Raw genomic sequence first — 13,976 nt, 5'->3', positions numbered from 1 at the left:
CCGAAAAAAGCAATATTGCAATCACTGAAAACACAGTTGTCGCTGTAGAGTGTGTTTTCATGAAGCATAACGCAGCTTGATTATTATTTGCTCTGATATACTCCAAATATCTATGATTGATAAAATATTTGGTTTATGGGTACTTTTAATTTACTCTTTAGTCCTATTTATAGGACTTTTGCTATTAGCTTGGGGTTTGCAACCTGAAGCGAGTATGAAAGAAAACCCATCAATTAAACGTTATCCAGCAAAGGCTGGTAGTGCAAAGGGTTTGGTATGGATGTCGGATGATTTTGATGAACCGTTGGAAGAATTCAAAGAGTATATGAAATGAAATTATTAGATACAAATATTTGGATCGGATGCGCGGGCATGGCTACTACGAACCTTTTATTTAGTCCGCGCAGGCGGACTTTGCCTGTGTAGCCGCGACTTCTAGTCGCCAGGTTAATTGAGAATTGAGAATTGATCATTGCTCATTGCCTAAACAAACTTCGTCAACTGCATCCGATATCTTTCTTTCTTAGTAACAGCAATTTCTCCAACTTCTAAACGCCCTTTACCGCGAATTGCAATCAAATCTCCCGTTTTCATCTGATGAGAAGCCTGCTTGACATCTTTCCAATTAACCCTGACATCACCAGCATTAATTAGATCGACCATTTTGCTGCGAGACATCCCAAAACCAGCAGAAGCGATCGCATCTAATCTTAAAGACGCTTCCACCGTGGTTAATTCTTTTTTCTTCGGTTCTCTTACTTTTAATTCAGCAAAATCCATCTTTTGAGTCTTGACAGGAACCGAACGTACCTGTGTCAAACTTGTTTCTAAAAAATCTGCTAATTCCGGTACAACTACAACCTGCGCTCCCCGCTCGCCAAGTACGATAATATCGCCGGTTTTTTCCCGTACAATTCCCGTTCCCAACATCGCACCTAAAAAATCGCGGTGGTTAGCAGTATCAAACAGAAAATTCCCAGCAATATTCAAAGCCACAAGTTCAACTTGCGATTCATCTAAAGGAAGTTCGCTGCGTGCGATCGCAATTCTTTTTCGTTCAGCTTGCGGATATCCACCCCATGCCAACAACTCAACTTCAGTTAACCGACTAAAACTTTGAATTGCTTCTGCCAACTCCGGTGGTGATAAAAAATCAGTAAAAACCACTTCCCAAGTTCTAATCGCTTGCTCGGCACAATCAATTACACGCGCTACAGTATCTCGATTTTCAACGTTCTTTAAAAGTTCTTCTCTTGGCAACATTTTGTCAGTTATCAATAAACAATTATCAATTATCAATTATCAATAATTAAGGTTAAAGGTTAAGAAATTTTGGATTTTGGATTTTGGATTAACACTTAGGAATTAAAAGTCAATTTTCTTCCCCTTTTTCCCCCTCTTCCCCCTCTCTCCTTGTCTCCCATGCCCAATGCCCAATTACCAATTACCAATTCCCAATCTCATTCAGCGGCGTAACCTTGAATATTTTCAGGTTCAAGTTGACGTAAAATCCGGGTTGTTTCACGTTTGGCACTATCGACACCTTCAACTACAACTATGTATTTACCAGCATCTAAGCGGTTGCGATAAGGTAAAGCGTCACCACCACCAACAACTAAACCGACTCCTCCACCAACAAAGATCGCACCTAAAGCCCCACTACCAGCACCTAACAATCCTCCAATCAGGCGATTGCCGACTTCCCCCGCCCAAGAAAAGGTATTTATCCCGGTAATCAAATTAAAAGCAAAGCCAGCAAAAAAGCCAAACGGTACCAGCCAGTAAGACATAAACTTTGCCTGCTTTTTGGCTTGTTCTTTAGGATCGATTAAACCAAATTCATCAGCAGATTTATAGCCTCTACCAAGTATGGTGCTTTTAATGTCCTTTTTTTCTAAAGCAGTGTAAGCTTCTTCTGCCATTATCCTGTCTGGGAATACTGCAACTAGATAGTTCATTTACGTTAAAGCTTTTATCTAAAGTTATCTAAAAAATATCGCTCTAACTAACAGCCTACCACCAGTAGGGAAGGGGAGATGGGGAGAGGGGGAGATGGGGAGATGGGGAGATGCGGAGACAGGGAGAGAATAAATAATTATTACCAATGCCCCATGCCCAATGCCCAATGCCCAATCCCAATTACTTATTCTTCCGTAACTAAATCCAAAGGTTCGCAAAATTCCGGTATACCCTGCTTAAAAACGTAAAGTAAAACCGGAGTAACTAATACGGTGGGGAAAGTCGGGGTTTTTTGGATTTGTTCGATGAGTTTGTCTACGGAACCTTCTGCTAAATCCGCACGCCATTCTTGCTGACAAATTAGCGATCGCCATTTTTTCGCTAAACTATCTAACCATTCGGAATTGCCAATTTCTGGTTGCTGTCCGGCTTTGATAGCCAAAGTCATTGCAGCATCTTCTAAGTCTCCGTCACAATCCTCAATCAAATCCAGCGCCTGTAATGCTGGGGGATAATTAGCAAATTTAGAGCGAAATTGGGCTATTTCTTGTGATGTAACTGTAGTCATAGAAATACTGTCTTTTCAGATAAATATTACAGCATTTTAACTACAAATAGTTAGCTTGAATACAAATTAAATTTTACTTTGATTCCCCCCTTAAGAAGGGGGGCTAGGGGGGATCAAAACGTTATAAAGCAAATTTAGAAGACTTGTGTTTACACCGTAGCTGTTTGCAGCAGAGAGAAGTGCGAGCAATCACAGATATTAACATCATAATTTTTGTTATGAATAAAACCCCAATAACTTTTAATAAATGTAATTAGCCAAAAGTCTATAGTTACAAGTTAGAAGCTAAGAACTAAAAACTAACAACTAACAACTAATGACTAATAACCTCCGTTAACGTAACCCTCTTGAAGTAACGTTACGTTGCAAATTAGCCAAAGCGCGATTGTAATCCAAAATAGCGGTAATTCGATTACCTTCGGCTCTAGTCAAAGCGTTTTCAGCATCAAGTACTTCAAGTTGAGTCCCAACACCGGCTTGAAAGCGCAAGCGAGCTAATCTTAAAGATTCTCTAGCTTGATCCAAAGCTGCTTGGGAGGTTTGCACGTTTTCCAAGTTGGATTGCAGTTGTGAATAAGCTTGCTCTACCTGAAAGCGGATTTGATTGCGAGTACTAGAAAACTGAGTTTCGGCTATCTCAGTGTCTACTCTTGACTGTGCCGCTCGCCCTTTTGATGCACCACCATCGAATAAGTTAAGGTTTGCTCTCAATGCGACGCTGTAACCATCGGTTAATCCTGCGGTATCGTTAAACTGATCGAGCAGTTCGTAATTAGCAACAACACTTACTTGCGGGCCGAGCTGTGCAAGTGCTTCCCGTCGCTGCTGTTGGCTAATATTACGCTGTGCTAACTGCTGTTGCAATTCGGGACGATTTTGATAGGCCAAAACTATACTGTTTTCCAGCGTTTGATTCCACAAACCAGCCAACTGTACTGGATCTGCGGCTGAAAGAGTGGCTGATTGGGCTACATTCAACCGTGTCGCTAGCTGACGACGAGAGATGCGCTGCTGCGATTGGGCATTAGTTAACTGTTGCTGGGAGTTTGCTAAGTTAACCTGAGTACGCAATGAGTCAAAGCGCGTTCCCACACCAGCTTCTTCTAATGCTCGCGCATCTCTTAAGCTAGCTTCAGCATTAACTACAGCAGCTCTAGATATACGGACTTGTTCGTCTGATTCTTGCAAGTTGTAATACTCGGTGGCTACGTTAAGGCGAATTTCTTCAGATAAACGTTCAACGTCTAATTCTTGCAAGCGCACCTGCTCTTCGGCTTGTTGGATGCGTGCCGAACGCGCTCCAGAGGTGTATAAATCGTAACTGATCTGTGCCTGCCCAGTGAAAGAAGTTGTGGGGTCGTCAGCATCCTCAAATTGAGGATTAGGATTAAGTCTACGTTGAAGTTCGCTTCCTGATGAAGAAGATCGACCGACTTGACCAGTCAAACCCACGTTAGGCAATAAAGCCGCTCGTGCTACCTTCAACCCTGCTTGTGCCCGTTCTAGCTGCAATAAAGCTACCTGTAGCTCTTGATTATTGCGTCTTGCGAATTCTAACGCCTGCTGCAAAGTAAGTGGTTGATTTTGGTCAACTTGAACTTCACTAGGTTTGGTAGGGTATTGCAGGGGATTGGCGCTGGGATCGAGACTGGGAGGAATTGGAGCCGGACTTTGTAAACCCGGTCTTGTAGGCTGCACGGGAGCGGGGGAAAGTGGTTGAGCTATTTTATTATTAGGAATAGAATTATTTTGACAAGCCCCAACCGCTGAGGATGATGAAATATTTTGCAGTTTTAAATCATCTTGTCCCCTTTTAGGCGTATTCTGCTGTATAGAACATGGTTCTACTTTTAATAAATTTGCCGCTCCCGACCCAGTTGTAATTTTCTGTAAGTTTTGAAATATTCTATCGTCTGGATTGTTTTTAACTGTCACTGGGGCAATTTTTTCAATTCCAGATGAATTCTCATTTCTATAAGAAACTTTGCTAAATGAACGTTTTTGCGAGGTTTGTGTCAAACTTCTATGGGAAGCAGTTTTCAAGCTGTCAGTGTTTGAATTTTGATTGTTTCTCCTTATCGGATTAATTAAAACTCCAGTTTTACCAGTCACCTTCACCCCTGAAATCTGACGATCGACTGGTTTTACATTGACCGATTCAAATCCGATGGGAGTAAATTGAACCGGGTACTGTTTGTCAACCGTAACTTTTGATGGCGTAAAAGTATTATCGTTATCTACTTCACTACTTATACTGGTAGTAAAGATACTAGGATAAACACCCAAATGCGAGTCATCCACAGTCACGGTATCAGCCAAACCAGGCTGAGCCGTTAAAACTGCTGCTGTCACACCGGGCAAGAAACTATTTAATATTTGCTGTGCTTTCACCGCATTTCCTCACACTACAATCAAGCGGCAGAGACTTTTTTCTCACCACAGACTATATCACGCTTACAACCCTGACAATGTTAACTCAGATGCTAAGACTAAGAATCAGATGTTTGGTCATCTTCAAAACCCCTAACAATGCGAGATAGTTCCGCCTTTTCATCGATACTAACGCGGCTCGGCACTCCACTGATAATTCTTTCGTAATCTTGGAATGAATTTTTGATTTGAGGCCCTTCACGAGTTATATTGTATTCCCTAATACCCTTATCGTGCCAGGAACCGCGCATTTTAAATACGTTGATTGCTCGCGACATTTCCCCACGAATTTCTACATATTGCAATAGGATAATCGTGTCGGTGATAGTGGAAATATGAGAATCGGTAATCGAGTTTGAACCCAAAAAGTGGGTAGTAGTGTTGGTAAAAAAGCCAGTAATTTCTTCTTGCTTGGCGTAAGCAGTTACACCAATAACAAATTGTCGAAATGCATTATTAGAAACTCCCCTATCTAAAGCGCTAAGGGAATCTATGGCAATGCGAGCAGGTTTAAATTCAGAAATTTCTGACTTAATAATTTGCAAGTGATCTTCTAAGCCAGTTGATTCGGGATAAGCACAAATAATTTTTAGCAATCCTTGCTTTTCTAGCTCCTCAAAATCAATTCCCCATGAAGTGGCGTTACGAGAAAGTTGTGCGCGGGATTCTTCATAGGCAAATAATATCGAGCGTTCGCCTTGACGGCAACCTTCCTGCAAAAATTTACTGACTAACAGCGTTTTACCCGTACCTGTAGCACCTGTAGCCAAAATAATTGAGTCTTTAAAAAATCCACCTCCGCACATCCGATCCAAGTATTCGACTCCTGAAGATACGCGGACGTTTGAAGAGCGTTGGGTTAACTGCATCGCACCCAATGGGAAAATATTTATCCCGCCGTTGGTAATGGTAAAAGGATATTCTCCTTTCATATGAGTCGTACCGCGTAACTTGAGAATTTCAATGGTGCGTCTGCGACGTTCTCCTTCTAAAACGTTACGAAAAATGATTACATTGTCCGAGACAAATTCTTCTACTCCGAATGTTGCAACGGGGCCGTATTCTTCTCGTCGTTCGGTTGTCATGATGGTGGTAACGCTCAAAAGTTTTAAACGTGCAACCAAACGAAAAATTTCTCGTCGTACTAAACCCGCAGCTTCGTACTGTTGGAATATTGCTGTTATCGAGTCAATCGAAATGCGCTTGGCTTTGTATTTTTTAATTGCGTATTGCAAACGCTCTATCAGTCCCGATAAATCAAAGTTACCGATAACTTCTTGCCCTTCAGGATCGGGAGAAGCATCGAGAATAAATAATTGACCGTCGTCAATCAACTGTTGTAAATCCCAACCAAATATATGAGCATTTCTGATAATATCATTGGGAGCTTCTTCAAAAGTAACAAATATTCCTGGTTCTTCTAAGTGGGTAATACCGTTATAGAGAAATTGTAGAGAATATAATGTTTTACCCGTCCCGGAGGTACCGCTGACCAAAGTTGTTCTACCTTTAGGCAATCCACCATGAGTAATATCATCAAAACCCTCTATCAAAGTGTGAATTTTTTCTACACCCCGATTTATTAGAGGTTTGGCAGTTTGTAGCGGCTTGTCTTTCTCGCTCATTGCTTGTTAACTAGAAATAATAAATTGACCCTCCTAATTTAGGATTTGGAATTTCGGATTTCGTAAATCTAAAATCCAATGGGTCCGGGTATGGTAATAACTACAGTTCGTTGATTAACCTCTATATAGTTTACTATTCCGAGTTGTTTTCTTGTTCGCTGTCTGGTGCATCTAATAAATTTAGCCCAATTAATACTTTTTCTTTGTCGGATAGATCGCCAATTATTTTGCGAACTGGTGGTGGTAAAATTTTTGACAAGGTTGGTGTAGCCAAAATTTTGTCATCCTCCGCTTGTTGCGGATTTTTTTGAACATCAATAACTTTTAAGGCATAGACTCCTTTAAATTCCTGTTCTAATATTGTTTTGAGCGTCTTTAGTGCCTGTACTGAATTAGGCGTGTTTCCTGATACATAAAGCTTCAGGACATAGGTATCACCATCTTGATGGTTCATACGCGCATCTTGGGGTAGAAAATAAACAAGAAACAGAGGGAGTAAATTTTAAACCGTATTTAAGCAATAAATATTTATTTTTATATTTTTATATTATTTATCTTCTGACAAATCACCGAAAACATCAACCCGATTAAGTCTTAGAACGTCGATACATTTCGCATAGGTGAGCTAACATATCAATCAATGTCAAGCGATAATCAAGAAGTAATGAATTGTAATCGCTTCTACCTTCTATTTTTAGCTGTTTGGAAAATTCATCTACTAAATCCATATGAATCTCAATAATTTGAGGCACGGGAATATTAGCACAAAATATTGTATTGATTAATTTATCTATTTTTTCTTTTAGATTTATATCATTGGTAAAGTATTTAATTAAAATTTGACGGTACTCAGACTTAATTTTTCGCAAAATTTCTTTTTTTTGATTTGAATCCATTTGCTCAAATAAGAGCATCATTTCAGATTGTGACATCTAACTACATATCCATTTTTTCCCTATGCTTCTTCATTTATTTTCAACTACATATAATCTTTGTTATACAAATATTTACAAAGGCTACAGTAATTTCCGTTCTTTACAAATAATCTTGATTTGATTGGGTAATATCGCGCCAACTTTTTAGTCTCATAAAATTGTTGCATTTCGACGAATGAAAATTATATTAACAAATACATATTTATATTTATCATTATTTTGAAGTTATGCTAATTATTCTTGGAAAATATTTTGCTTTAGACTTTGAATCAAATATTTGATGTTTGATAATTATTTTACTCCAACTTGATTTCCCTTGTTAAACCTAAATCAATATACTCTTAAATAATTGGGCTTCATCTCGTATTAGAAACTAGCATCGAAACAGTCGATCGTAGGTAACAATAATTTCTGTAAATTTTCTTCCTTAATCGTTGCTCCGCTGATTTTTACGGTAAAATATTTATTATTATTATGTATAAATAATTTAATCAAATATTTTGAAATTTTGCTTGATGATAAAATATGTGAAGTAGCTTTAAAAAATGTCATAATTTGAATCGTTATAATTACTAAAGATTTTCAGAGTAATTTTGGAGTAATAATTGTTTTAATGGTTGCTATCAGATGCATCATGGTATTGACTCCTTTATGGACGCAAGTAATTATCTCCCCGATGTATCTGCTGCCAAGTAAAACTAAAAACCCGCCGCACCGACAACTCTTGTATGGCAAGTAGGCTCCTGCGATATCGAACTCCATTGCTTGTATAAAGCATGTAGTTTCAGTTCAAGATCGTCCTGTGATGTCGCTGTCCTTTATAAAGTGAAGAACGATTAAACTTGTTATGACTTGTAAAAGGAACAAGACAAGCAGTGAAGACGGTGATGCCGGATGCTCTATACAGAAGAATAACTCCAGAAGGCAAATGTCAATTCAACATTACCCGCTTTACGAGTTTATTAGTAGAGTCCCCAGTTGCGATGAAACTACTCCTATAGAGGAGGTGTTATCTTTTTTTGAGCAAGAGCAGCATTCTGTGCAGTTAGTAGTGCTAAACGAGCAACAAGTTCCCTGTTGTTTGCTTGATGCAACGAATCTGCTAGAGTTTTTCATCTATGGAAAACAGGACGAGCTAGGAAACACACATAAATTTGATTGGAATCAACCGATATCTTGTTTAGATACAGAATTTTTCCAACCAATCCAAATTTTAAGCTCATCTTTAAGTTTAGAGCAATTTGGTTCAAAATTGCGTACCCAAAAATTGCCGGCAAGCTCTCGTAATTGGGTGCTGGTAGATGAACATGGTAAATTTTTAGGACTTTTAGATAGTTGTAAGTTGTTGAAGCATTTAGCATCATCGCACAGGGAAAAGAAAACTGTAGCCATAGCTTCAGGAATCTTAGAGACGGAATACCAAGAAGCGAGTAACCTTGGCTCGGTTATTTCCAGGAATTCGATCGCCAAAAGCCATTCAAATGGTGCTGAAGTTATCAGTTATGCAGATGCTAAAAATAAAATTTATTCGATAAATCAAAATAAAAGCCAATGGTCTTATAAGTATGCAGCACAATTACTTAAAGGGCTTCCTTGGGCGTTAATGTTAGAAACAGATACTAAAGAAGTAGTATCGCAAAATCAACTTTGGTACGAACAGCTTGGGGAATTAAAAGATCCGCAGGGGTTCAAGGAACTTTGGGAAAACACAATCGAAGGCAATTTAACACAAAAAGGTGTTGAACCTGAATTAAACCATTCTAAGTCCGGTTCTACCTTAAACCGTTGTTTTATAGATAGCGAACCAGGTAGTTGTGTTTGTGTTGTGGAAATGCAAGATGGACAAGAAAGAGTTTGGCGGTTTACGAAAATACCAGTAGATATTGGGGATATCGATCTTCAGGAATTAAAGCAGGAAGAAATACCGGAAAACGGTCAACTGTGGCTTGTTTTGGCTACAGATATTACCGAACAACAGCAATTAACCCAAGAATTAGCAGCGAAAAACGCCGATTTAATCCAACTTAATCGTTTAAAAGATGAATTTTTGGCTTGTATCAGTCATGAATTAAAAACACCTTTAACAGCGGTATTGGGGTTATCGCGCTTGTTATCCGATCAGCAGTTAGGCAAACTTAACGATAGGCAAGCCAGGTACGCTAAATTAATTCATCAAAGCGGCCGTCATTTGATGAGCGTAGTTAACGATATTTTGGATTTAACCCGGATGGAAACGGGCCAAATGACCTTAACTCCAAGCAAAGTCAATATTAAAAACGTTTGCGATCGCGCTTTAAAAGAAGCCAAAGCAATCCACGATCAAACAAGCAAAGCCACAGCATCGGAGTTAGAGGAAGACTATCAATTTGTTCTTGATATTGAGTCAGGATTAGAAGAAATTGTTGCTGACGAATTGCGTTTGCGTCAAATGTTGATTCATCTGCTTTCCAACGCTTTTAAGTTTACCTCTTGTGGTGGTGAAATTGGTTTGCAGATCAATAGTTGGGAAGGTTGGATTGCTTTTACAGTTTGGGATACGGGTATTGGTATTGCCGATAGCCAGCAACATTTGATATTTCAAAAGTTTCAGCAATTAGAAAATCCCATGACTCGTCAACATGAAGGTACGGGTTTGGGGTTAGTATTAACCAGGGCTTTAGCTCGACTTCATGGCGGTGATGTTAGCTTTTTATCGCGAGAAGGTTCGGGAAGCCAATTTACAGTGCTTTTACCTCCATCTCCTCCTCAGAAGATGGTAGGAGAAATCGGTTTGGGCGATACGGAAGGACACTTACAATCGGTCGGCTCCCCAGTTACACAAGAGAAGCCATTAATAAAGTCTGGTTCGCTAAAAGAATTACCAGTGGAAAATATTCCTGTTTCCACAAGTAAAAACAATTTTAACTTCTTATCTTCTAAGGATCGAGATTCTATTCCTAAGTTACAAACTGTTGCTAACAGTTTAGTCTTGGTTGTAGAAACGGTAGCTAGATATATAGATGATTTTACGAAGCATTTAAGTAGTTTAGGATACCGAGTAGTAGTAGCTCGTTCAGGCTGCGAAGCATTAGAAAAAGCCCGGAGACTGCAACCCATAGCAATTTTTATCAATCCTTTGCTACCGATACTTTCGGGTTGGGATGTATTGACATTGATCAAATCAGATGTTGCAACTCGGGATATTCCGACAATTGTCACGGCTAGCGCGGCAGAAAAAGAACAAGCATTTAGCAAACGCGCCGATTATTTTCTCAACTTACCTGTTACTTATCCAGCTTTAGCGGGGTTATTAGAAACGATTAGCCACATACCCGAAGAAAAGCCAGCAGATGCGAAAAATAGCACCCCGAAAGCAAAAACTTCATTGCGGATATTGAGATTAGTCGAACCCGAAGTAGAATCATTAAGTTATCATCCATCGCTGGGAAAACATCGAGTAATAGAAGCAGATGACTTAGAACAAGCACAACTCTTAGCTCGTGTTTGGAAGTTCGATGTGGCTTTATTAGATGTAGAAATGCCTCTGGCCGAAACTTACCTAGAACAAATTGCCAAAAGTGAAATTTTAGCGGCTTTACCTTTAGTAACTCGTAGTGTAGAAACCATACAAGCAGCATCAAAAATCGGTAAATTATCGGTATTTCCTTGTTTAACGCAATTAGGCAAACACAACAATATTGATAAAGAAAAAGCACCAACTTTATTATCAGTGTTGCAAATTGCTGCTGGTGTATGCTGCCCTCCGAATATTTTAGTTGTAGATTTAACTGTAATACCGGATTTACCGGGAGCAATAATTGATCGTGAAATAAAGAAAACTAACAAAACTAGTAAAACTAATAGAAATAACCGCGCTCAAGTTAACTTACCCTGTAATGGAAAACTTCCCTGTCCCCTAAACGACGAACAACTTCAAACAACTCGTCCAACAGAATGGTTTCAAGCTTTGGTTCAGTACCTACAAACAGCAGGTTTCAAAGCAGCAATGTGTAACAGTTGGAAAGAACTTTTACAACAATTACGTCACGAAAGTGTCGATTTACTATTAATTTGTTTAGGAGAATCCACCATAGAGCTAAAAGTTCAATCGCTAATAGAAGCATTAGAACAAATGGCTTCGGATTTACCACCATTGTTACTACTCGATCGCCGATCGAATTCCAATCAAATAGAATTGTCAGAATTTGAAGCATCAGCAACCATCGCAGCACAGGTGTTACCTCGTTCAATTTCGATGGAAAACCTGTTAAGTAGAATTAATCAAGCGTTATCAGTGAGCAGTGAGCAGTGAGCAGTGAGCAATCTACCCGACACCCTAGAAGGGTGCGGCTACATTTATTAATTAGAATTAATTGGAATAACTATATAATTTGTCACTGCGAACTGCTCACTGCTCACTGATTCCTGATTTTGACTCGAATTAAGCCATAAGCTTCTTTTTCGGCTATATTTTCGTAGTCAGTTGGTTCTAAACCCATTTCAGGAAACTTTTTCGGTTGTGCCAAGATTAATATTGAGTCAGCTTTTGCTTGATTTTGAATATAGTCTGCTGCTTGTGAGTTGATTTTAATATAATTAATTTTGCGCTGGCTGTAAAAAGCAACGCTGGGTTTTTTAAAGCCAACCATGACTATTTCTTCTCCAGGTTGTTGTACTTGTGCGGCTAATTGCGATAATTGTTTCAAAGGGAGCTGACGACTAGCATCAGATACAAATATAGCTGGAGTTAGAACCAATACCATGAATGCTGAAAACGCCAACAAATTGATACAAATTAAATGTAAATAACGGCGACGTATTAAGAAAATTGCAATAATTACAGCAGCAGCCACCCAAATTATGCCTCCTAAAACTGGTAAATTAGACCTTTGCAACATTTGCTGAAAATTCGGTGCTGCGGGATCTGGGCCAATTAAACTGCTAACTTTAAAAAAGGCAAACCCTACTGCTGAAATAAAAACTACATTTAACCATCCACTTGCTTGCATTAAAGGCGAGGAAAGCAATACGGGAGATAGCGTAGAACTAGATGTTTTAGTCTGCGTACTTGTATCAACTATTAAATCGCCCCACAGCAGCGCGATCAAAATACCAGCGGCTGGCATTAAAGGTAATACGTAGCTGGGCAGTTTAGTCACGGCGATGGTAAAAAAGCTGAAAACACCAACAAACCACCAAAAAGCAAATAAACCAAGCTGTTGAGAACGTTCGGTAGATATCCACGCTCTACGCTGCCAAAACTTTATTCTTGCCATTGCAACGGGCAAGTAAACCGCATATGGGGCAAAGCCAACCGCTACGACTACAAAATAAAAATACCACGGAGCCGAATGTCCGTTAACAACATCTGTAAACCGCTCAACATTATGTAAGCCAAAAAAGGAATCAATAAAATTCCAACCATTCCTTAAAGTTACCAATACATACCAAGGAACTGATACGGCAGAGATAACCAGCATTCCTCGCAAAAGGTGGATTTCCTTTACTACCTGCCAAAAATTTCCTAAATAAACTAAAAATAGAAAAATAATGAAACCGGGTAAAACAATACCCACAGGTCCCTTAGTTAAAATAGCTAAACCAATTAATACATAAAAAGCAAAATACCACCGTGCTTTTACGGTAGAATCAACAGGTTGAGAATATCCTTGAAAAAAGCATAATAAAGCCGAAGCCATGCATCCCGTAAGCAGCATATCCGAAACACCTACTCTACCCCAAGCAATCATTTCCGGATTCAAGGCTATTACAGCGGCACCCAAACCAGCAGTTAACCAACGGCGAGAAGGATGGTATACCCCTTGTAAATCGTCAGTTTTAGCTTGGTGATCGTAAAGAGTATAAAACGCCAAACCAATCAAACCCAAAGCCGCGATCGCAGAAGGCAAACGTACAGCCCATTCATTCACCCCGAAAATACTGTAAGCTATTGCCTGACACCAATAAATTAAAGCAGGTTTATCGAAACGAGTTTCCCCATTAAAATAAGGTGTAATCCAATCACCCGTAACATACATTTGACGAGAAGCTTCCGCAAACAGCGGTTCAGTCTCATCAATTAAGCTAAAATCTCCCAAACGCCAAAAAAAAGCAATCCCCGCAACCAAAATTACCCATAAAATCGATAGCATCACAGCCAGTTGCGGACGCTTTGACATATTCTTCCACCAATACTTAGAAACACTTTGAGTCATCAGTTTATAATCAGTGGGACACTCACTAGTTATTAGTCATTAATAATCGGTTGTTAGTCAATAGTCAAAGACAACTACCACTCCACATTTTAATGACTCTCACAGAAATGCTCTGTTCCTTTTTTCTAGGGAAGGGGAGAGGGGGAGATGGGGAGATGGGGAGATGGGGAGACAAGGGGACAAGGGGACAAGGGGACAAGGAGAGGGGGTAGAGGGGATAGAAATAATAACTCCTAACTCCTAACTTCCAATGCCTAATGCCCAA

The 13,976-nt window shown here is 39.5% G+C and carries 10 protein-coding genes; 2 read left to right on the top strand and 8 right to left on the bottom strand.

Annotated features, from left to right (window positions below):
- Positions 1-112: 112 nt before the first annotated feature.
- Positions 113-334, top strand: a complete 222-nt coding sequence (locus ACM03V_RS06265; RefSeq protein ID WP_414619899.1) for a DUF2281 domain-containing protein — start codon at positions 113-115, stop codon at positions 332-334.
- Between the two features lie 149 nt (positions 335-483).
- On the opposite strand, the gene ACM03V_RS06260 is transcribed toward ACM03V_RS06265, so the two are convergent.
- The 7 genes from ACM03V_RS06260 to ACM03V_RS06230 form a co-directional block, all read right to left on the bottom strand.
- Entirely contained in the window at positions 484-1,263 is a 780-nt protein-coding gene (locus ACM03V_RS06260) for a photosystem II S4 domain protein (RefSeq protein WP_414619898.1), read from the bottom strand.
- 197 nt (positions 1,264-1,460) lie between these two features.
- The gene (locus ACM03V_RS06255) at positions 1,461-1,958 is read right to left on the bottom strand and encodes a hypothetical protein (protein ID WP_414619897.1); all 498 of its coding nucleotides are present in this window, start codon (positions 1,956-1,958) and stop codon (positions 1,461-1,463) included.
- 185 nt (positions 1,959-2,143) lie between these two features.
- Positions 2,144-2,527 carry a hypothetical protein gene (locus ACM03V_RS06250; RefSeq protein ID WP_414619896.1) on the bottom strand — a complete coding sequence of 128 codons (384 nt, stop codon included), beginning with the start codon at positions 2,525-2,527 and terminating at the stop codon, positions 2,144-2,146.
- Positions 2,528-2,860: 333 nt separating this feature from the next.
- A complete protein-coding gene (locus ACM03V_RS06245) occupies positions 2,861-4,918 on the bottom strand; it encodes a TolC family protein (protein ID WP_414619895.1) in 2,058 nt (685 codons plus the stop codon).
- 98 nt (positions 4,919-5,016) lie between these two features.
- The gene (kaiC, locus tag ACM03V_RS06240) at positions 5,017-6,582 is read right to left on the bottom strand and encodes a circadian clock protein KaiC (protein WP_414619894.1); all 1,566 of its coding nucleotides are present in this window, start codon (positions 6,580-6,582) and stop codon (positions 5,017-5,019) included.
- Between the two features lie 133 nt (positions 6,583-6,715).
- A complete protein-coding gene (gene kaiB, locus ACM03V_RS06235; protein ID WP_414619893.1) occupies positions 6,716-7,036 on the bottom strand; it encodes a circadian clock protein KaiB in 321 nt (106 codons plus the stop codon).
- Between the two features lie 133 nt (positions 7,037-7,169).
- Positions 7,170-7,514 carry a KaiA domain-containing protein gene (locus tag ACM03V_RS06230; RefSeq protein ID WP_414619892.1) on the bottom strand — a complete coding sequence of 115 codons (345 nt, stop codon included), beginning with the start codon at positions 7,512-7,514 and terminating at the stop codon, positions 7,170-7,172.
- 931 nt (positions 7,515-8,445) lie between these two features.
- Between ACM03V_RS06230 and ACM03V_RS06225 the strand changes: the two genes are divergently transcribed.
- A complete protein-coding gene (locus ACM03V_RS06225; RefSeq protein ID WP_414619891.1) occupies positions 8,446-11,808 on the top strand; it encodes an ATP-binding protein in 3,363 nt (1,120 codons plus the stop codon).
- A gap of 103 nt (positions 11,809-11,911) precedes the next feature.
- On the opposite strand, the gene ACM03V_RS06220 is transcribed toward ACM03V_RS06225, so the two are convergent.
- Complete coding sequence (locus ACM03V_RS06220; protein ID WP_414619890.1) at positions 11,912-13,711, bottom strand: ArnT family glycosyltransferase; 1,800 nt, start codon at positions 13,709-13,711, stop codon at positions 11,912-11,914.
- Positions 13,712-13,976: the final 265 nt, after the last annotated feature.

It is taken from the genome of Calothrix sp. CCY 0018 (assembly GCF_963920925.1).
Taxonomy (GTDB): Bacteria; Cyanobacteriota; Cyanobacteriia; order Cyanobacteriales; family Nostocaceae; genus Rivularia.
Note: the sequence above shows the minus strand (reverse complement) of the source record. Positions and strands in the feature narration are given on the sequence as shown.

Coding starts and splice junctions, on each gene's coding strand:
- ACM03V_RS06265 (WP_414619899.1), top strand. CDS start 113: ATGATTGATAAAATATTTGGTTTATGGGTACTTTTAATTTACTCTTTA.
- ACM03V_RS06260 (WP_414619898.1), bottom strand. CDS start 1,263: ATGTTGCCAAGAGAAGAACTTTTAAAGAACGTTGAAAATCGAGATACT.
- ACM03V_RS06255 (WP_414619897.1), bottom strand. CDS start 1,958: ATGAACTATCTAGTTGCAGTATTCCCAGACAGGATAATGGCAGAAGAA.
- ACM03V_RS06250 (WP_414619896.1), bottom strand. CDS start 2,527: ATGACTACAGTTACATCACAAGAAATAGCCCAATTTCGCTCTAAATTT.
- kaiC (WP_414619894.1), bottom strand. CDS start 6,582: ATGAGCGAGAAAGACAAGCCGCTACAAACTGCCAAACCTCTAATAAAT.
- kaiB (WP_414619893.1), bottom strand. CDS start 7,036: ATGAACCATCAAGATGGTGATACCTATGTCCTGAAGCTTTATGTATCA.
- ACM03V_RS06230 (WP_414619892.1), bottom strand. CDS start 7,514: ATGTCACAATCTGAAATGATGCTCTTATTTGAGCAAATGGATTCAAAT.
- ACM03V_RS06225 (WP_414619891.1), top strand. CDS start 8,446: ATGTCAATTCAACATTACCCGCTTTACGAGTTTATTAGTAGAGTCCCC.
- ACM03V_RS06220 (WP_414619890.1), bottom strand. CDS start 13,711: ATGACTCAAAGTGTTTCTAAGTATTGGTGGAAGAATATGTCAAAGCGT.